Source organism: Williamsia sp. 1135 (genome assembly GCF_002095395.1).
GTDB lineage: Bacteria > Actinomycetota > Actinomycetes > Mycobacteriales > Mycobacteriaceae > Williamsia.
This window is the reverse complement of the sequence record NZ_MJEI01000098.1, coordinates 56,024-73,991: the sequence shown is the minus strand read 5'-3', so window position 1 is coordinate 73,991 and position 17,968 is coordinate 56,024. Positions and strand designations below refer to the sequence as shown.

The 17,968-nt window shown below is 65.1% G+C and carries 17 protein-coding genes; 7 read left to right on the top strand and 10 right to left on the bottom strand.

The window, feature by feature from the left end; all coding sequences use genetic code 11:
* Positions 1 to 9: 9 nt before the first annotated feature.
* From BFL43_RS17360 to BFL43_RS17350, 3 genes are all read right to left on the bottom strand, one after another.
* Complete coding sequence (locus tag BFL43_RS17360; RefSeq protein ID WP_240498328.1) at positions 10 to 1,101, bottom strand: iron chelate uptake ABC transporter family permease subunit; 1,092 nt, start codon at positions 1,099 to 1,101, stop codon at positions 10 to 12.
* Positions 1,098 to 2,156, bottom strand: coding sequence for an iron chelate uptake ABC transporter family permease subunit (locus BFL43_RS17355; RefSeq protein WP_084893746.1), 1,059 nt, complete (start codon positions 2,154 to 2,156; stop codon positions 1,098 to 1,100). The genes BFL43_RS17360 and BFL43_RS17355 overlap by 4 nt, the downstream gene beginning before the upstream one ends.
* Positions 2,157 to 2,220: 64 nt before the next feature.
* Positions 2,221 to 2,829 carry a TetR/AcrR family transcriptional regulator gene (locus tag BFL43_RS17350; protein ID WP_084893745.1) on the bottom strand — a complete coding sequence of 203 codons (609 nt, stop codon included), beginning with the start codon at positions 2,827 to 2,829 and terminating at the stop codon, positions 2,221 to 2,223.
* A gap of 70 nt (positions 2,830 to 2,899) precedes the next feature.
* Between BFL43_RS17350 and BFL43_RS17345 the strand changes: the two genes are divergently transcribed.
* The 4 genes from BFL43_RS17345 (at position 2,900) to BFL43_RS17330 (ending at position 6,507) form a co-directional block, all read left to right on the top strand.
* Positions 2,900 to 3,736: an alpha/beta hydrolase gene (locus tag BFL43_RS17345; protein ID WP_240498327.1), complete on the top strand. Its 837-nt coding sequence runs from the start codon at positions 2,900 to 2,902 to the stop codon at positions 3,734 to 3,736.
* Between the two features lie 43 nt (positions 3,737 to 3,779).
* The gene (locus BFL43_RS17340) at positions 3,780 to 4,532 is read left to right on the top strand and encodes a dienelactone hydrolase family protein (protein ID WP_084893744.1); all 753 of its coding nucleotides are present in this window, start codon (positions 3,780 to 3,782) and stop codon (positions 4,530 to 4,532) included.
* 96 nt (positions 4,533 to 4,628) lie between these two features.
* On the top strand, positions 4,629 to 5,843 hold the full coding sequence (locus BFL43_RS17335) for a multidrug effflux MFS transporter (RefSeq protein ID WP_240498326.1): 1,215 nt from the start codon (positions 4,629 to 4,631) through the stop codon (positions 5,841 to 5,843).
* A gap of 22 nt (positions 5,844 to 5,865) precedes the next feature.
* On the top strand, positions 5,866 to 6,507 hold the full coding sequence (locus tag BFL43_RS17330) for an NAD(P)H-dependent oxidoreductase (protein ID WP_084893819.1): 642 nt from the start codon (positions 5,866 to 5,868) through the stop codon (positions 6,505 to 6,507).
* On the opposite strand, the gene BFL43_RS17325 is transcribed toward BFL43_RS17330, so the two are convergent.
* On the bottom strand, positions 6,496 to 8,004 hold the full coding sequence (locus BFL43_RS17325; RefSeq protein ID WP_084893743.1) for an ATP-dependent DNA ligase: 1,509 nt from the start codon (positions 8,002 to 8,004) through the stop codon (positions 6,496 to 6,498). The genes BFL43_RS17330 and BFL43_RS17325 overlap by 12 nt on opposite strands.
* A gap of 108 nt (positions 8,005 to 8,112) precedes the next feature.
* Between BFL43_RS17325 and poxB the strand changes: the two genes are divergently transcribed.
* Positions 8,113 to 9,846, top strand: a complete 1,734-nt coding sequence (gene poxB / locus BFL43_RS17320) for a ubiquinone-dependent pyruvate dehydrogenase (RefSeq protein WP_084893742.1) — start codon at positions 8,113 to 8,115, stop codon at positions 9,844 to 9,846.
* Positions 9,847 to 9,874: 28 nt separating this feature from the next.
* Here poxB and BFL43_RS17315 read toward each other — a convergent pair whose 3' ends face one another.
* Positions 9,875 to 10,645: an antibiotic biosynthesis monooxygenase gene (locus BFL43_RS17315; RefSeq protein WP_084893741.1), complete on the bottom strand. Its 771-nt coding sequence runs from the start codon at positions 10,643 to 10,645 to the stop codon at positions 9,875 to 9,877.
* A 37-nt stretch (positions 10,646 to 10,682) separates the two neighbouring features.
* Positions 10,683 to 11,636: a sterol desaturase family protein gene (locus BFL43_RS17310; protein ID WP_084893818.1), complete on the bottom strand. Its 954-nt coding sequence runs from the start codon at positions 11,634 to 11,636 to the stop codon at positions 10,683 to 10,685.
* A gap of 127 nt (positions 11,637 to 11,763) precedes the next feature.
* Between BFL43_RS17310 and BFL43_RS17305 the strand changes: the two genes are divergently transcribed.
* Positions 11,764 to 12,612, top strand: a complete 849-nt coding sequence (locus BFL43_RS17305; protein ID WP_240498325.1) for an HAD family hydrolase — start codon at positions 11,764 to 11,766, stop codon at positions 12,610 to 12,612.
* Positions 12,613 to 12,667: 55 nt separating this feature from the next.
* On the top strand, positions 12,668 to 13,552 hold the full coding sequence (locus BFL43_RS17300; RefSeq protein ID WP_084893739.1) for an AraC family transcriptional regulator: 885 nt from the start codon (positions 12,668 to 12,670) through the stop codon (positions 13,550 to 13,552).
* On the opposite strand, the gene BFL43_RS17295 is transcribed toward BFL43_RS17300, so the two are convergent.
* From BFL43_RS17295 to BFL43_RS17280, 4 genes are read right to left on the bottom strand one after another with little or no spacing between them, the layout of a single operon-like run.
* Positions 13,545 to 15,110 carry a PH domain-containing protein gene (locus BFL43_RS17295; protein ID WP_084893738.1) on the bottom strand — a complete coding sequence of 522 codons (1,566 nt, stop codon included), beginning with the start codon at positions 15,108 to 15,110 and terminating at the stop codon, positions 13,545 to 13,547. The genes BFL43_RS17300 and BFL43_RS17295 overlap by 8 nt on opposite strands.
* Positions 15,107 to 15,619 carry a PH domain-containing protein gene (locus BFL43_RS17290; RefSeq protein WP_084893737.1) on the bottom strand — a complete coding sequence of 171 codons (513 nt, stop codon included), beginning with the start codon at positions 15,617 to 15,619 and terminating at the stop codon, positions 15,107 to 15,109. Before BFL43_RS17290 ends, BFL43_RS17295 begins: the two co-directional genes overlap by 4 nt.
* The gene (locus tag BFL43_RS17285) at positions 15,616 to 16,386 is read right to left on the bottom strand and encodes a DUF6544 family protein (protein WP_143695372.1); all 771 of its coding nucleotides are present in this window, start codon (positions 16,384 to 16,386) and stop codon (positions 15,616 to 15,618) included. The genes BFL43_RS17290 and BFL43_RS17285 overlap by 4 nt, the downstream gene beginning before the upstream one ends.
* Before the next feature lie 22 nt (positions 16,387 to 16,408).
* Entirely contained in the window at positions 16,409 to 17,956 is a 1,548-nt protein-coding gene (locus BFL43_RS17280) for a carboxylesterase/lipase family protein (protein WP_143695371.1), read from the bottom strand.
* Positions 17,957 to 17,968 lie beyond the last annotated feature (12 nt).

The following is a 17,968-nucleotide window of genomic DNA, read 5'->3' as shown; positions in this document are numbered from 1 at the left end:
TCACGGCAGTCAATTGGCACCGCCGATCCGGTTCATCCGGATCAACAGCCAGATCAGATACGGCGCGCCGATGATGCCGGTGATCACACCGACCGGCAACGACTGCGACAAGAGATGTTGACCGACCATGTCCGAGACGACCACCAACAGGGCGCCCACCAAGCCCGAAGAGATCAGTCCGCCGCCGCTCTTGCCGGTCAGCAAGCCGGCGACGGGGCCGGCCATCAGCGCCACGAAGGCGATCGGACCGGCCGCAGCAGTTGCCACCGAGGCAAGGAGCACCGACGCCACAACAAGACTCAGACGTGAGGTCTCGACCCGAAGGCCCAATTCCCGCGCGGACTCGTCGCCGAGTTGTAGCGGTCGGATCCAGCGCGACAGGAGCAGGGTGACGGGAACCAACACCACGAGGCACCAGCCGAGAACGTGCACCTGGGATTCCGATGCATCGCTGAGAGATCCGGTGAGCCACCGCAACGCGACGGAGGCCTCGTAGAGTTTTGCCCGAGTGAGGAAATACGCGGTGAGACTGTCCCCCACCGCGGCGACTCCGATGCCGATCAGGATCATCCGATACCCGGTCACCCCCTGGCTCCAGGAGAGTCCGTACACGAGCGCTGCCGCGCCGAGGCCGCCGACCAGTGCCCACACCGACAACACATATCCGCTTGCCCCGAAGACGAGAATCGCCACGACCGCACTCGCGCTCGCACCGTACGTGACACCGATGATGTCCGGGCTGGCAAGGGGATTGCGTACGAGCTGCTGCAGGATGGTCCCCGCCATACCGAAGGCGAGACCGACCATCACGGCCATGGCCGCGCGGGGGAACCGGAGCTCTCCGACGATGAAAGGCGCCGGGGCGTCCGCACTCAGACCCAACGCCATCCGCGCCACATCCGGAAGGGGTATCCACAGATCCCCCAGCGACAGTGAGAGACAGAACGCCGCCGCGAGTAGTACCAGCAGGACCCCCACGATGCCGTACTCGCGGAGTCGACCCCGTCGGCGGACGAGTCGGACCTCGCGCAACTGATCGTCGCGGAGTTCGACCAGTCCGCCGAGAGCAGCGGTTGTGCGGGCTCTGTCGGTGGTGGTCACAGTTGCGCCATCCGACTGCGGCGCACCAGGAAGATGAACACCGGGGCACCGACGAGGGCCGTGATGATTCCCACCTCGATCTCACCGGGCCGCGCGATGAGGCGACCGATGGTGTCGGCGCCGAGTATCAAGATCGCCCCGAGCACAGCTGAATACGGCAGGATCCACCGATGATCGGCGCCGACGAAAATCCTGGCGACATGCGGCACCGTCAATCCCACGAAGCTGATCGGGCCTGCCACTGCGGTCGCCCCACCACAGAGCAACACGATGACGACTGCGCCCAGTCCTCGAGCGGCGCCGACCCGCTGGCCGAGTCCTCGGGCGACGTCGTCACCGAGTGCCAGTGCGTTGAGAAAGCGACCCATCGCCAGCGCGAGAATCAACCCGACCACCAAGAAGGGCAACACCGCGAGCAACGTGGACATGTCGCGACCACTCAAAGAGCCCACCACCCAGAAGCGGTAGTTGTCGAAAGTCTTGGGGTCGAGCAACAGCAACGCCGTCACCACCGAGGTGAAGGCGGCAGACAGTGCGGCACCGGCCAGCGCCAACTTGACCGGCGTGACCCCCTCGCGACCGGACGCCCCGATCGCGTACACGGCCAGCGAAGCCACCGCAGTGCCGAACAAGGCGAACCAGACGTACTGGCCGGCGGCGACCGCACCGAGGTATCCGATGCCGACCACCACGCACAGGGAGGCACCGCCGTCGACGCCGAGCAGGCCGGGATCTGCGAGTGGGTTGCGGGTCAGTCCTTGCATCACTGCACCGCCCACCCCGAGCGATACACCGACCATCAGGCCGATGAGTGTCCGTGGCACCCGCTGATCCCGAACGACGAGGTGATCGTTGTTGGTGGGGTCCATGTTGGTGAACGCGTGCCAGACCTCACCAAGTGGTACGGCACGCGAGCCCAGCGCAATGCTCGCGAGCATGACGATCACCAACACCAGTACCAGGGCCAGCAGGATCGCGGCGTTGCGGCCGATGCGCGCGGTGGGTGGCGCATCGGCTGCGCGAGGCGACAGCGCGGGCAGGGCAGACACAGGCACAAGTGCGAAGCCTAACCTAACTACGCATGGCGAGGTGCACGGTCCGATCAAACCGTCGCCGGGGTCAGGCCGATGTCAAGATGGCCTCCGTCTGGACGGCCAACCACCGCCGCCAACGATCAGCGGTCCACCCGCGATCGCGAACCAGCATCAGCCAGATCCGCCTCGACGTCAGCGTCCACATACCGTCGACAACCTCGTCTGCCGGCTCGCTCCCGAGAATGAGCGATGTCGCCCAGTGCACCTCTGCCCATCGGGTGTTCTCACGGTCCGCCAACCTCGCGGCCGCCGCCACGTCGGTGACGGCAGCCTGGTCGAGGACGTTCTGGATCTCGGCGGACCGCTCGTGCGCGGAGCAGAGCCAGCGCGCGCCTGCGTTTATCCGAATGCGCCTGTCCCCCACGCCCATCTGCTGGTATCCGGGCATGTCCCGGACCGGCATCGCCTTGCCGTCCGACAGCGCGTTGTCGATACAGGCATCAAGCAACGACAACTTGGAATCGAACTGTTGATAGACCGTTTGGCGGGTCAGCCCCGAGGCCTCGGCGACCTTCGCCATCGTGGTTGCCGTCCAGCCCTCGTCGACGAACATCCGCTGCGCGGTGTCTACAACCGTCCGCCGGTTTGCCCGCGCCCGGGCTGTCCGCAGTTCGGATGAATAAGGGCGGGACATCGGATCACTCTATCCACTTTTGGGCTTACACAGTGTAATTTCAAAGTCACGCCAACAGAGAGTGACCGCCATGACCACCGTCGACAAAACCCTGCGTATCCCCACCTCCCTCGGCTCTCTACATGTTCGGGTGGTCGGCAGCGGTCCCCCGGCAGTTCTGTGGCACAGCATGTTCGTCGACTCGACGAGCTGGGACCGCGTCGCCGGTGAATTGGCCCGCCACCGCACGCTGTTCCTGATCGACGCACCGTCGGCGGGACGCAGCGACGCACTGGCCCGGGCAACCGACATCGCTGGTTGCGCCGCCGCGGCCACGGACCTGCTCGCTGCACTCGACGTGTCGGGCGTCGACTGGGTCGGCAACGCCTGGGGTGGCCATGTGGGAATGCACCTGGCAGCGACACAGGACACCGCGATCCGAAGTCTGGTCGCCATCAGCGCACCGACCCATCCCATCGACGCAGGACTACGCCGCAAGGTTCGGACCCTGGCGCCGCTGTATCGTCTGTTCGGTCCCAGAGGTCTGCCTCGCCGAGCGATCGAAGACACGCTGTTCACCGATCACACTCGAGCCAACGACCCAGGAGCCCTTGAACTGCTGGAAGATTCGATGCGCCGGACGTCGAAGGCAGCCATGGTCCGGGCCATCGAGACCGCCATCCTCAACCGAACCGACCTCTCGTGGGCGGCGCAGCAGATCACCTGTCCCACGCTTTTCGTGACCACCGACGACCGCGGAGAGTGGACACCGGACGAGGCGCGAGCTGTGGCCGAACGGATGGTCGACGCCCGCGAGGTGACGATCCCGGGCGCACGGGTCGTCCCGGCCATCGAGCGGCCGGCCGAGACCGCCGCGGCCATCACCGCATTCTGGACTACGCAGGGAGTCCGGGCCGACACGGTGTGACCCGTCGTCAACGGCGCCGGCCGTGGCGGTAGCGTTGGTATTCATGTTGAGCAGCACCATCGAAATCGAGGCCGGTCACGGTGTCGCGGAAGCGTACATAACCCGCCCGGATGACAGCGCTCGTCCCGGTGTCCTGTTCTTCATGGATGCGCTGGGTCTGCGGCCGCGCCTGTTCGAGATGGCCGACCGGATCGCCGGGTGGGGATTCGTCGTCATGGTCCCCAATGCGTTCTACAGGCACGGCAGCGCTGAGGAATTGGCGCCGCAGGGCGACCTGGGCGACCCCGAGTACCGCGAACAGTTCATGGGCGGGGCGATGGACCGAATCCGTTCACTCGGATCCGGTCTCGCGACTGCGGATGTCCATCAATATGTGGATCGCCTGCTCGAACTCCCAGACGTGACCGGCAACGGCATCGGTGTCACGGGCTACTGCATGGGCGCCGGCCTGGCGCTGCGCACCGCAGGTTCTCGACCGGATGAAGTGAAGGCAGCAGCAGGGTTTCATGGCGGCAATCTGGTCACCGACTCCCCTGACAGCCCGCACGTCGTCGCGACGCGCGCCCGGGCCCGGCTCTATCTGGGGCACGCCGACAACGACCGGTCGATGCCACCGGACAAGATCGAGATCCTCGAGCAGACATTCGACACCGCCGGACTGCTGTACACCTCCGAGGTGTATCCCGGAGCGCCGCACGGGTACACCATGTCCGACACCGCGAGCTATCGAGCCGATGCCGCCGAACGACATTTCGAAACGTTGGAAGGGCTGTTCCGCGAGAGTCTCAACCCCTGACTCGGTCGATCGCCGCGCAGGGCCCTCACTGACGACTTAGGATTTCGTTGGTCGCGGTAGACCGCGACGTCCGCAAACGATTCCCCGGTGGTGCCCGTGACCGCGTCAACTCCTGCTGTGCCATCGCGGGGTATCGTCGCGATTCTCCTGATGGTTGTGCCCCTCAGCCAGATTCCGCTCGACATCTACACCCCGGCTCTGCCCGACATGGTCATCGACCTCGATTCGTCGAACGCCATGATGCAGAACACCGTCACCGCGTACATGCTCGGTATGAGCCTCGCTCTCATTCCGGTCGGAATCATCGCGGACGCAGTCGGTCGGAAAAAGGTTCTGCTCACCTGCCTGGCGATCGTCATCGTGACGAGCCTCGGTTGCGCCGTCGCAGGAAGTGTGCCGATGCTGCTGGGGCTCAGGTTCCTGCAGGGCATCGGCGCCTGCGCGTGCATGGTGCTTTCGTATGCCATTGCGGCCGACTGCTTTCGCGGTAGCCGGTTGACGTCGATCTCCGGCCTGCTCGGCGCCGCGTGGGGTCTCGCTCCGGTGCTCGCACCCGCCCTCGGAGGCGTTCTGGTGCAGTACATGTCTTGGCGCGCGATCTTCGCTCTGATCGCCGCTCTCGCACTGCTCGTCGGATTGGTGGTCGCCGTCGCACTTCCCGAAACGCTTGCCGCCGGGAACCGCGCCCGCATCGACGTCGCGGCCACCGGCAAAGTCCTCGCCGGAGCACTACGAAACCGGGTGTTCGTCAGCTTGATCCTGGTTTTCGGGCTCATGGCCGCGGCACAGCTGGTGTTCGGTGTCATCGGACCCTTTCTCTATCAGGAGCAGCTCGATTTCTCCCCCGCCGCATACGGACTGGTCGCGCTGATCGTCGGGGGCGCGAATCTGATCGGTGAGCTCGCATGCAGTGCGCTGGCAGCCCGGACCACGCCGCGACAACTCGCGATCGGAGCGTGGGTCGTATTCGTCGCCGGAGCACTGGTTCTGCTGGTCTCGGCCGTCACGATCGGACCGAGTGCGTGGGCGACCACCCTCGGCGCCTGCTTGGCGCTGGCCGGATGCGGTGTCCTGTGCCCTCAGATGTACGGCCTCGGACTCGGTTTGTTCTCGCGCAACCTGGGGTTGATCGGCGGAGTCATCAGTGCCGGTTGTTATCTCATAGTCAGCGTCGCGATGGCCGGGGCCGGTATCTTGCCGGAGAACTCGCAGGCGCCGCTGGGTTGGCTGTACCTCGGAATCGGACTCGGGGCAGGGATTTTGTTGATGTGGACCACATCGGCGAGAAGGCTGGCCGCTGCTGCAGCATGAAGCGTTGGGCAGAATGGTTCGCATGCCCACCCTCTTGCACATCGACTCGTCCGCAGACACGACATCGTCGACCTCCCGCGAACTGACCGGCCTGTTCGCCCAGACGTGGTTGGCCGCCGGCGACGATCGCTCGGTCGTCTACCGCGACCTGCATCGCGATCCGGTGCCTCATCTGTCGGATGCGGGTCTGCACTACGCGCCCCGGCTCCGGACACCCGCCGAGTCGCCCAGTCCCGAGGCCGAGGCCCGGCAGCAGGAACTCATCGCCGAGGTCACCGCCGCCGACGTGCTGGTGATCGGCGCACCCATGTACAACTGGTCGATCCCCTCATCGCTCAAGGCATGGATCGATCACCTCCACGTACTCGGGACGACGGCCCCATTCGACACCCCCGACCAGCCGTTCGCGGGCAAGCCGGTGATCATCATCTCGTCCCGGGGCCTCACCTACGGGCCAGGCGCCAAGGACGAGGGACTCGACTACACGATCCCGCCCTTGGTTCAGGTCTTCGGGAAAGCATTGGGGATGGCGGTTGAGGTCGTGACCGCCGACCTCACCCTCGTGGGGCGGATCGCTCCGCTCGCACCCTTCACCGAACAGGCCGCCGCCGGCGCCGAGACGACCCGGGCACGTGTGATCGAGCTGGCTCGCTCAGGGAAGTAGTTCGCGCACGGCATCGAGCGTGTCCGCCTCGGCCGGTGTCTTGTCCGGCCGATACCTCAGGACCCGCGCGAAGCGCAGCGCAACCTTGCCCGGGTACCGGGTACTGACCTGGGCTCCGTCCAGTTCGATCTCGACGACGAGCATTGGGTTCAGATACACGGTGTGATCATCGCGGGCTCGCTCGTGTTTCGGGAATTCTTCTGTCTGCCAGCGGAGCAGCTCGTCGGTGAGGCCTTTGAACGTCTTGCCCACCATGATCGGTTCGCCACCGTCGGCGTCGCGAGCACCGAGGTGGAGGTTGGACAGGTACCCGGTGCGTCTGCCGTAGCCCCATTCGGCGCCGAGCACGATCAGATCAAGTGTGTGCTCGGGTTTGACCTTCTGCCAGGACTTCCCGCGACGACCAGCCGCGTAAACCGAGTCGAGTGCCTTGATCATGATCCCCTCGTGTCCGCCCGCCAACGCGTCATCGAGGTGCGTCTCGGTCGCTGCCAGATCCGGCCGCAGCAACGACGGGATGCGGTGACCCGGCGCCACTCGGTCCAGCGCCGCCAGCCGTCGCGAGAGCGGCTCGTCGAGCAAGTCGACGCCGTCGAGGTGAATGCAGTCGAAGAAGTAGGGCTGCAGTAGGAGCTCACGTTCCGAGCTCGCGCCGAAGCGACTCATCGTCTCCTGGAAAGGGCGGGGCTTGCCTGAATCGGTCAACGCCAGGGTCTCACCGTCCAGGACGACGGAATCGCAGGGCAGCGCGCGGACGAGCTCGACCAACTCGGGAACGCGTTCGGTGATGTCGTTCAGTGTCCTTGTGTAAATGGAGACGTCGTCGCCGTTGCGGTGCACCTGGATTCGCGCGCCGTCGAGTTTGTACTCGACGCTGACATCCCCTCCGAGCGCGGCGTGGGCGTCGGCGAGTGACGTCGCCGGTGACGCCAGCATCGGACGGACCGGACGACCGACTTCGAGTTGGAAGTCCGCCAAGGCTTCGGCTCCGCCGATGATCGCCGCGGAGGCCGTGGCCGGGAGCCGCCCCGACAACATGAACGCACGACGGACCACGTCGAGTGGCAGACCGGCGGCCTTGGCTATCGCATCCGTCATCACACCTTCGAGCGCGCCATGCCGGATCTCGCCGGTGAGCAGCCGGATCAAGAACTCCTGCTCGTCGACGGTGGCCTTCGACATGAGGTCTGTCAGCAACTCTTTGCGACGCGCCACCGACCCCGCACCCGACGTTTCCGCCAGTGCTGAAAGAATCTGGTCGACATCAGCGACTGTCCATGTCGGTTCGGCGGCGGCGGTGGCCTTGGCACCGACCAGGGTTCGCCATCCGATCCCGAGTCGCCCCTGCAACGTCTCCCCCGCGAGCCACGCCACGACCGGCTCTATATCGGCTGGTTCGGCACCACGGATGAGCTCGGCGATGGCTTCTGTCTTCGACTTTCGCGAACGCGTCGCCCCGACGGCCGAACTCGTGATCACGACATCTGAAAGCAGCACCCGTCCACGGTATCGGCCGGAACCGACACCGAGACGATTCCGCCACAATCTCCGCACAAACGGACATCATCGGGCGGTCATCGGTGCGCGGCACCTAGTGTGGAAAACATGGCCACCATCGCGGACACGATCGTCGACATCATTCACGCTTCAGGCGTCAAACGGGTCTACGGCCTGCCTGGCGACTCACTCAACGGATTCACCGATGCGCTTCGGCGGGCGGGCACCGTCACGTGGGAACACGTCCGGCACGAGGAGGCCGCGGCGTTCGCAGCGGCAGCCGATGCCGCGCTGACCGGGGAGCTCGCCGTCTGCGCGGGTAGTTGCGGTCCGGGCAACCTGCACCTCATCAACGGCCTGTTCGATGCCAACCGCAGTCGGGTGCCGGTCCTGGCCATCGCCGCGCAGATACCGGCGTCTGAGATCGGAAGTACCTACTTCCAGGAAACCCACCCTGAACACCTCTTCGACGAATGCAGCGTCTACAACGAACTCGTCAGTGTCCCAGAGCAATTGCCGCGAATTCTTGAGATCGCGATGCGCACCGCGATCGAAAAACGCGGCGTCGCCGTCGTGGTCATACCCGGCGAGATCTTCTTGCAGAAGAGTTCAGGCCGGCGCCCCTCGGCACCGATCCGGCACATACCCCGCATCACCCGGCCGACTGACGAAGGACTTCGCGAAGCGGCGGCCGTTCTCAACTCCGCGGAGAAGGTGACCATCCTCGGCGGCGCCGGGGTCGAGGATGCCCACGCGCAACTGCTGGCCGTCGCCGACACGCTGCAGGCACCGGTTGTCCATGCGTTGCGGGGCAAGGAGTTCATCGAGTACGACAATCCCTTCGACGTGGGAATGACGGGTCTGCTGGGATTCTCATCGGGCTACCGCGCCATGGAGAAGTGCGACACGCTCCTGATGCTGGGCACGGACTTCCCGTACCAGCAGTTCCTCCCCAGCAAGGCGAAGATCATCCAGGTCGACATCCGGGGCGAGCAGCTCGGACGGCGTACGCCGATCGACATCGGGTTGGTCGGCGGCGTCAAGGACACCATCGATGCGTTGCTGCCGCTGCTGACCAAGCATTCTGATTCGAGCCATCTGCAGACCTCGGTGGCGCACTATCGCAAGGCCCGGACCGAGCTCGACGGGCTGGCCACCAATGACGGCAACAAACGGCCGATCCATCCCCAATACCTCGCCCGGCTTGTCGACGAAAATGCATCGGACGACGCGGTTTTCATCCCCGACGTGGGTTCACCCGTCGTCTGGGCGGCCCGGTACCTGACGATGAACGGACGCCGACGGCTCATCGGGTCGTTCGCGCACGGCACGATGGCCAACGCGGTGCCACACGCCATCGGCGCGCAGACCGCGTTCCCCGATCGGCAGGTCATCGCGTTCTCCGGTGACGGCGGACTGGCGATGCTGCTCGGCGAGCTGCTGACGATCCGGCAGAACAAGTTGCCCGTCAAAATCGTGGTGTTCAACAACTCGTCATTGAACTTCGTCGAACTCGAGATGAAAGCCGCAGGCATCGTCAATTTCGGTACCGAACTGGACAACCCCGATTTCTCGAAGGTCGCGCAGGCGCTCGGCATCCATGCCATCCGGGTCGAAGAGCCCGACCAGCTCGAGTCGGCGATCAAGGACGTCCTCAGCCACGACGGTCCGGCCCTCATCGACGTCGTCACCGCTCGTCAGGAGCTGTCGATCCCGCCGACGGTGACCGCCGCTCAGGCGAAGGGGTTCACGCTCTACGCATTGCGGACGATCATGTCGGGACGCGGCGACGAACTGATGGACCTGGCCGACACCAACGTCTTCCGCCGGCTCTTCGACTGAGTGAAAAACCCACTCGTTGCAGTGGGTTTCAGCCCTGCCAGGGCGGCGCCACACCCCAGCCCCACCGGGGCACCGGGGCGTGCGGGACGGGCGTCGCCCCGTGTTGTGAGTTCTCCATCGCCAGGCGTGTCCCCCACTCGAGGTAGCTCATGAAGGCGGCCCGGAACTCGGCGTCGTCCGGCAGTCCGACCTCGTCTGCCGCATCGATCAACAGGGTCACCCACCGCCGGCGCTGCTGCGGCGTGATCGCCTTGTCGATGTGGTGGCCGAGCATGTTCTCGTAACCGCCCCGGTGATCGGTGTAGTCCGACGGCCCACCGAAGACCTCGCCGACCCACATCGCGACGTGCTGGGCGTGATGCGGATCCATCCCGGCGAACAGCGGCCCGAGCAGATCGTCGGCGGGGACGATCTCGTAGAACCGTACGAACAGTTTCTCCAGAGCCTCCTGACCGCCGGCCCACTCGTAGAGTGTGGGCGGCACGCTGGTGCCCGCCCCCACACCGACGACGCTCGTCGGCTCGTAGTGGGACATCTCCTCGATCACGTCGACGTACGTCCGGATCTCGGAGAAGAATTCTCGAAACTCGGGACTCGATCGAAATCCACCGATGTGCCCGTCGAGGGAGTCCCAGCGAATCTGCAAGATGTATCGATCGGGCTCCTCCACGCCACGCGACAGCTCGAAGTCGACACAGTGTGGTGATGTCGCAAGCCACTCCTGGGCTCGGCGGTACGCGTCTTCGAAAGCTGTTGCGGCGGACTCGGGAATGCGATATCTGATGTACTCGAGGATCATGGGCAGGGCCTCCTGCAACGAGGATACTGGCCCGTGGTCAGGTTGAGGACGCAGATGCGGTACCCACATCGACCCCGGTACCGCGGCGCCGAGGCTGCCACCCGGGAGGACCCAAGATGTAGCCGATCTTGTCTTTCACCGATCGTGTTCTGCGGACGTCGGCGGCGATCGCCACATACTCGCGTGTCTCGAGTCGCCAGATGTTGAACGTGTCGACGGGCTTCGTCAGTCCATAGGTCGGACGTTGCAGCTCTTTCTGGAATGATCCGAAGATCCGATCCCAGATGATAAGGATCCCGCCGTAGTTCTTGTCGAGATAGTCCTGGTCGCGGCCGTGGTGGACCCGGTGATGCGACGGTGTGTTGAAGACGAACTCGAAGGGCCGAGGGAGATGCCCGATGCGTTCGGTGTGAATCCAGAACTGGTAGACGAGGCTGATCGAGAACGCGAAGAACACCATCCATGGCGGCACTCCGAGCAGCGGCAAAGGCAGCCACATGACGATCTCGCCGCTGTTGTTCCACTTCTGGCGCAGAGCGGTGGAGAAGTTGAAGTATTCGCTGGAGTGGTGGGCCTGGTGGGTTGCCCAGATCAATCGGACCCGATGTGCCGTGCGGTGATAAAAGTAGAAGAGGACGTCCACGCCGACCAGCGCGATGACCCAGGTGTACCACTGGTCGGCAGGCAACTGCCATGGCGCCACGTAGGCGAAAAGCGCTGCGTAGCCCAATAGGGCGAGGCCCTTCCACACCGCCATGGTGGCGATGGAGACCAGCCCCATCGAGATACTCGCCCGGGCGTCTGCGCCACGGTAGGCACCAGGTCGCGGTCGTTCGCGGTCATCTGGCCGGTCTGTGTTCTCACGGTGCTCTAGGACCCGGGCCGCCACGGACTCGATGACAAGCAGCAGGATGAAGAACGGGATGGCCAGCGCGACCGGATCCCGCAGTGGCTGCGGCAGCGTGTCGAACGCCGATACGAGAGGGTCCACGTCCACTCCTTCACGCAGGTCAGCACCGACCCGACCGTGCTCACGTTACACCGTGGGCCAACATGTAACCCATTATTGGTACGCAAGCGTACCGCAAAAGTCCGTCCAGCTTGGCACCATGGTCGATGTGAACATTCGACTGGTCGCCACCGACCTCGACGGCACGCTCCTCAACTCCGCCCGCGCGATCAGTCCGCGAACGGCTGCAGCCATGGCCGCAGCCGCCGACGCCGGGATCGTCGTGGTCTGGGCGACCGCCCGCGCCAAACATTCGGTGCACGCCCTCGCCACCACCTGCGGGTTCCGCGGGATCGCGGTTGCCGCCAACGGCGCGGTTCTCATCGACCTTGCCGATGGCACACCGAATATCGTTGACGTGCAACCACTCACGCTCGATGTCGCCCGGGCCGCGACCGAACGGGTCCGCGAACTCGTCCCCGGCACCGTGTTCGCCACCGTCGGCCCGACGAGGTTCATCGCAGATCCCGAGTATGCCGCCCTGTGTGTTTTCACCGATCACCATCGCGACCCGGGCACGATGGAGCGTTCCGATGCAACATCGCTCGACGACGAGCCCATCGTGAAGATCGTCGCCAGACATCCCCACATCGCAAGCGAGGTCCTCTTCCGCCGCGTCCAGGCGGAGGGAATGCCGAACGTGACGCCGACCCACTCGGGCGCGCCCTATCTCGAGATGGCCGCTCTCGGCGTCTCCAAGGCGACCGCCCTGGCCCGACTATGTGCTCGCTGGGACATCGACCGGTCCGAGGTCGCGGCCTGCGGTGACGCCATCAACGACCTCCCGATGCTCACCTGGGCCGGTCGGGCGCTGTGTCCGGCCAACGCCAGTGTCGACGCGCTCTCGGTCGCCGATCACGTCCTGCCCAGCAACGACGACGACGGTGTCGCGACGTACTTGGAGTCGCTGATCTCGGACACCGCGAGGGTTGACCGCTCGGCAGGTCACACCCGATAGTTACGGGCACCGATCATCGGGCATCAGGACCTGCTGATCTCTTAGCGTGGTTCGCATGGAACGTTGGAACCGCGCAATGGACGCCATCGAGGACAACCTCGCGGGCTCGATCGACGTGCCGGAGCTCGCCCGCTTGGCACTGACGTCGGAGTATCACTTCAGACGGGTGTTCTCGGCGCTCGCCGGTATGTCGTTGTCGGACTACATCCGCAGGCGACGACTGACCGTCGCGGCCGCAGCTGTGGTCGCCGGCGAGGAGCACCTCATCGACATCGCCACCCGATACGACTACACCTCGGCCGACGCTTTCACCCGGGCCTTCAAGCGCATGCACGGCGTCGGCCCGGCCGAGGCACGACGCGCGGGCGCGCATCTGCGCTCGCAGCCACGCCTTTCATTTCACCTCACCATCGAAGGGAGCAACGACATGCACTACCGCCTTGTCCAGAAGGACGCCTTCCGCCTGGTCGGCTCGCGAATCCGGGTGCCGCTGGTGTTCACCGGCCCCAACCCGGCGATCATCGACTTCGAGCGCAACTTCCCCGCCGATGTCGATCACCTCCTCGCCGAGCTGAGCGATCAGGACCCCGCCGGAACACTCGCCGTGTGCACTGACTTCGATGAAACACGGGCCGAGGGCACGGAAATCGACTATTACCACGCGGTGGCCACCTCGCGGCCTGTCCCTGAGGGCCTCGACTCCCTCGAGGTCGCCGCCGGACTGTGGGTGGTCTTCGAATCGTCAGGCCCCCTGCCGGAGTCGCTTCAGCAGCTCTGGCCGGCGGCCTATTCGGAGTGGTTTCCGGCCAACCCTTTTCGACTCGTCGAAGGCCCGGAGATCGTTCGTGTCCGGCTCTCGGACGACAAGCAGTCGGGTACCGGCGAACTGTGGTTGCCGATCGAGCCGGCCGACGACCGTAGTCCGGCGGCGATCAGCTGAGGAACTCGCGGCCACCGAGCGCGGCGGCGAGTTGGGTTGCCTCGCCGACCCCGACGTCGACCACGTAGTAGGCCTTCTCCCCCGATGCCGTGGTCGCCGTGACGGTCGCCAGGCCGAGCCTGCGCTGAAAGATCGACTGCTGCACGGACGCCCCGCTGACCCCGCGCAGCTGAACGGCGTCGAATCGGCGGAGGAAGTATCCCCGCCGACTGAACAGGTAACCGTCTTCGATCCGATGTCCCAGGCCGCGATAGTTGCCGAGCGCCGCCGGGATCAGAAGCACAGCTGCCAGGACCGGGATCGCCAGCAGGGCGATCGGCAAGTGCCAGAACCACACTGCGGCCCCGAGCCCCGCTGCCCCGACCACCACCGCAGACTCGTAGTGGAACAGGATGCGCCGCAGGGCCGCCGCGGGATGCCGGTGCAGCCAGCCTGTTCGGAGCCTGTCCGCAGAGAGTACGGTCTCGCCCAGCAGTGTGTTTGCCAGGGCCACCGGAATGTCGCGGGTGGTCGTCGGTACCAGCACCCCCGATTCCTTGTTCTGCTGATCGGCGCTGACGCCCGTGAGGATGGGCAGCAACCGCGCACCGCGCAACACCCTGGTGGTCAGGGCCTCCGCCACGGTCACGCCCCGCAGCCGGGATTGATCGACGGTGAAGGAACGAGTTGTCAACAGACCCCGCGTCGCGACGAACCGACCTCGCTGCTCATGCACAAGGGTGTAGTTCCACCAGGATTCGACGAACACCGCTGCCGCGCCGACGATGCCGACCAGCACGAAGCAACCGACCGTGGTGAGCAGCCACAGCCCCCAGGAAACGCGGTCCAGATACTCGGAGAAGTACCACCCGACGTACGTATCGGGGCTGCGGCCGAGAAACTGCATGCCCTGATAGACGAACCCGAAGATCGCGGTGGGCGCAACCACCGACCACACTCCGACGATCGCATAGACCATCCAGGCCCATCGGATCCGGAGTACCGCGGGCGACGACACCTCCACCTCACTGAGGGGTATCTCTGCTGCGTCCTCGAATAATTCTCTGTTGCCTTGTCTTCCGGCCGCGGCAAGCAGTTCGGCCCGCAGCGAAGCGGCAACCGGCTTGCGCACCGCATCGAGCTGCAGACCCGAGTCACCGGCCCCCACCTGCTGTCCGGTGCCGATGGTGACTATCGCCAGAGAGAACAGCCGCAGAATCGGTTTGGCGGTGATGTCGACCGTCCTGATCCGGTGCAGCGGGACCCTACGGACACGTCGGACGAACAGACCTGAGGTGATCTGCAGTTCGGTGCCGGTGATCCGGTACCGAAACCTGACGTATTGCAGGATGTAAAAGCACGGTACGGCGATGGCCACCACCGTCAATGCGACGAGAGTGCCCGACACCGACGAATCCCGCTGTCCCAGAAAGACCCATGCAAAAGCCACTGGACCGACCATGACCAGCATCCGGGTGAGCGCGGCGCCGATCATCCGGCTGTCGAGCCGCTGCCACGGGACGTCGGAGGGCAGGTTGGCCAGGGAAACGAGCGACCCCGCGGCGGGATCTCCGCTCATGTCGCATCCCCGACAGTGCTTTCCGTCGCCACGGTCAATTCGGCCACGAGGTCGTCGGCGACCACCTGGTCGAGACCCTGGATGACGATCTCGCCGTGCGCTGATGCCGTGGTGACCGAGACCTGTGCCAAACCCAGCAATTGGTGCAGCGGGTTCCGTTTGGCCTCGACAGACTGGATGCGTGAGAGCGGCGCCACCTTCCACTCCCGGGACAACCATCCGGTCTTCGCATACACGGCGGTACCACTGGCTTCCCACCGATGGACCCGATAGCGCAGGAACGGCATGGTCACCGTCCACCCGAGCAGAGTTACGCCGGCGATCGCCGCGGCGATCAGAAAACCCGAGCGGACACCCGACCAGATGATGGCCGGAGCGACCAGCCCGGCCACAGTGATCGTCAACACGAACAGACACTCGAGGAGCCAATACCAGCGTGACCGCGGGTCGATCCGATTTCGTGGTGGCCTGGGTTCTGTGGCGCGCAACGCAGAATCAGCAGACGTCAAAGGAACACTGTCCTCTCGGTGTCGAAGTCGATGAACGCTTCGAGGTCGCCCCAACCCGCTCGAGTGTGTGCGGGCACACCGAACCCGTCGGAGCGTAGTTCGCCCGTGCAGACGGCAGAGAAGCGATGAAGCCCGAACCCGGTCTGGTCCGGATCGCCCCACCGCAGTAATTCGATCGAGTCAAGCGTTCCAGAGGCGGCGACATGAATGGTCACGTCGTGGATCGTGCCGTCGACCTCCACCGCGGCCATCGCGCTGTCCCCGTCCACTGCAGTCCAGTTGACCCCGGGCGACAACGCGGCGGCCGGTGTCAGAATCAACTCACTGGCCAGTCTGCCCGCGGCACTGCGCGACACATCATCACCTGTTGCAGTGACAACAGGGATCAGACGCCCTAGACGCCAACGCATTTCACCGCTGCCATCACTGTAGCGATCGAACCCACGAACGGGCAGCGGGCCGAATCGAGCAACGGCGGCCCAGATATATCCACGGCGGGCGGCGATGATCTGCCTCGCCTCGAAAGCTCTCCACGCGCCGATTCTGATCTGTCCGCTCATGGTCACGATCACTGACGTTCGCAGCGCAGCACCCACGTCGATCGAGCGCAACAGCCACCGTGCCACCGGTTCAGGCAGTCCCGAGACCATGTCCACGGAGAAGTCGGCGGGCGTGGTCGTGTCGGTGGCCAGATCAGTCCAGACGTCCGCCACCCGCCTCGCTGACCCTGGTGCCGCGGTGGTGAGGTCGGCAGCGGCGTGGGGCATGTGGCCCAGCATAGGTGCTGAGCTACAGGAAATTCAGGACGTCATCGCCCCACGCCTCACGCAGATCTCGGTCGAGATCGTCGATCACCGAGTCCTGACGATCGATCACGAGGGTCGCTCGTTGTTCGCGCTCGTAGGGGAACCATTCCGGATCCCCGGGCAGACCGCGTGGATGTCCGTCGACCGCAAAGGAAACCCAGCGGTTCTGCACGCGCGCCGACAATGCCTTACCCACCTTCAGTCCACCGAGTTTGAACGTGATGTCCTTGCGACCCATCACGAGATTGCCCCACACATATGGCAATTCGGTCGCATGAGTCGCTCCGACGCGGAGTGCACGCAACATCGGTGTCGCCCAATCGAATCGGTAGAGGTATACCGGCGCCACCGCGCTGTGGGCATCGGCCAGCCAGATCGTCGGCATGCGGAAGCCGATGTCCCGGGCGACGGCAAGGCCGGCCGCCTTGAGTTTCATACCCGAATAGGCCGAGCCGATCTCGGCTTCGCTGGGCAGTTTGAGTTCGGGCTGTTCTGCGGCGATCTCGGTGAACATCGCTCTGATGGCATCCGGCGTGATCGGCATCAGCGGCGACTTCATCCATTTGAACAGCGCGGCCTCGTCCTTGTTCGTCCCGATGATGAGCGGCACCGGATGCGACTGTCCGGCCCGGAACGCTGCCAGCGGATAGTCGGGCAGCAGGTCGCGATCGACGGTAGGTGCGAATGCGAGCGTCCCGGGGGCCGTGGCCGGGACGTCGCTGAACAGCGTCAGACCCGCGGTGACGATCTTGTCCACGGGCAGATCCTGGAGGGTCCCGACATCCCCCTCCTCGAGGCCGAGCAGCCCCAGAAAAGTCGTGGCCACCCGCTTGGCACGCGCACTGTCGTACACCGATGTCGCGGGCGCACTCTGGGCTATCGCGCGAGCGAACAGGCCTCGTGCTGCGGGAATGGTCAGCATGGTCGTGACAATCGACCCGCCGGCCGACTCACCGAACAAGGTCACGCGGTCGGGGTCCCCTCCGAACGCTGCGATATTGTCCCGGACCCACTCCAGAGCCAGGATGAGGTCGCGCAGCGCCAGGTTCGTGTCGAAACGGTGTTCGTCGGTGCTGAACCCTGACAGGTCGAGGAATCCCAATGCGCCGAGCCGGTAGTTGACGGTGATCACGATGACGTCGCCATCGGACACCAGTGCCCGGGCGTCGTAGAGCGGCTGGCTCGACGACCCGAAGATGTATGCGCCGCCGTGCACCCACACCATCACCGGTTTGGCGTCCCCGGCCACCACCGCGGACGCCGTCGACACGTTGAGGCTCAGACAGTCCTCGTCCTGGACGATGCCGTCACCGAGCCTGATCACCGGGTTGCTCGGCTGCGGCGCGACCGGACCGAAGACGCCGGCGTCAGCCACCTCGGTCCACGGCTCGGGGCGCACCGGGGCGCGCCACCGCAGCTCCCCCACCGGCGCCGCTGCATAACGAATCCCCCGCCACGACTTCGTGATCCCGTCATCGAGTCCGCGGACCGGTCCGTTGGTGGTCTCCACCACGCTGCCATCGTCTGCCATCTCGAAGTTCTC

Bases quoted from the DNA above. Each gene is read 5' to 3' on its own strand.
- poxB (WP_084893742.1), top strand. From the start codon at position 8,113: ATGGCCACCATCGCGGACACGATCGTCGACATCATTCACGCTTCAGGC.
- BFL43_RS17315 (WP_084893741.1), bottom strand. From the start codon at position 10,645: ATGATCCTCGAGTACATCAGATATCGCATTCCCGAGTCCGCCGCAACA.
- BFL43_RS17285 (WP_143695372.1), bottom strand. From the start codon at position 16,386: ATGCCCCACGCCGCTGCCGACCTCACCACCGCGGCACCAGGGTCAGCG.
- BFL43_RS17330 (WP_084893819.1), top strand. From the start codon at position 5,866: ATGCCCACCCTCTTGCACATCGACTCGTCCGCAGACACGACATCGTCG.
- BFL43_RS17295 (WP_084893738.1), bottom strand. From the start codon at position 15,110: ATGAGCGGAGATCCCGCCGCGGGGTCGCTCGTTTCCCTGGCCAACCTG.
- BFL43_RS17300 (WP_084893739.1), top strand. From the start codon at position 12,668: ATGGAACGTTGGAACCGCGCAATGGACGCCATCGAGGACAACCTCGCG.
- BFL43_RS17345 (WP_240498327.1), top strand. From the start codon at position 2,900: ATGACCACCGTCGACAAAACCCTGCGTATCCCCACCTCCCTCGGCTCT.
- BFL43_RS17280 (WP_143695371.1), bottom strand. From the start codon at position 17,956: ATGGCAGACGATGGCAGCGTGGTGGAGACCACCAACGGACCGGTCCGC.
- BFL43_RS17350 (WP_084893745.1), bottom strand. From the start codon at position 2,829: ATGTCCCGCCCTTATTCATCCGAACTGCGGACAGCCCGGGCGCGGGCA.
- BFL43_RS17340 (WP_084893744.1), top strand. From the start codon at position 3,780: ATGTTGAGCAGCACCATCGAAATCGAGGCCGGTCACGGTGTCGCGGAA.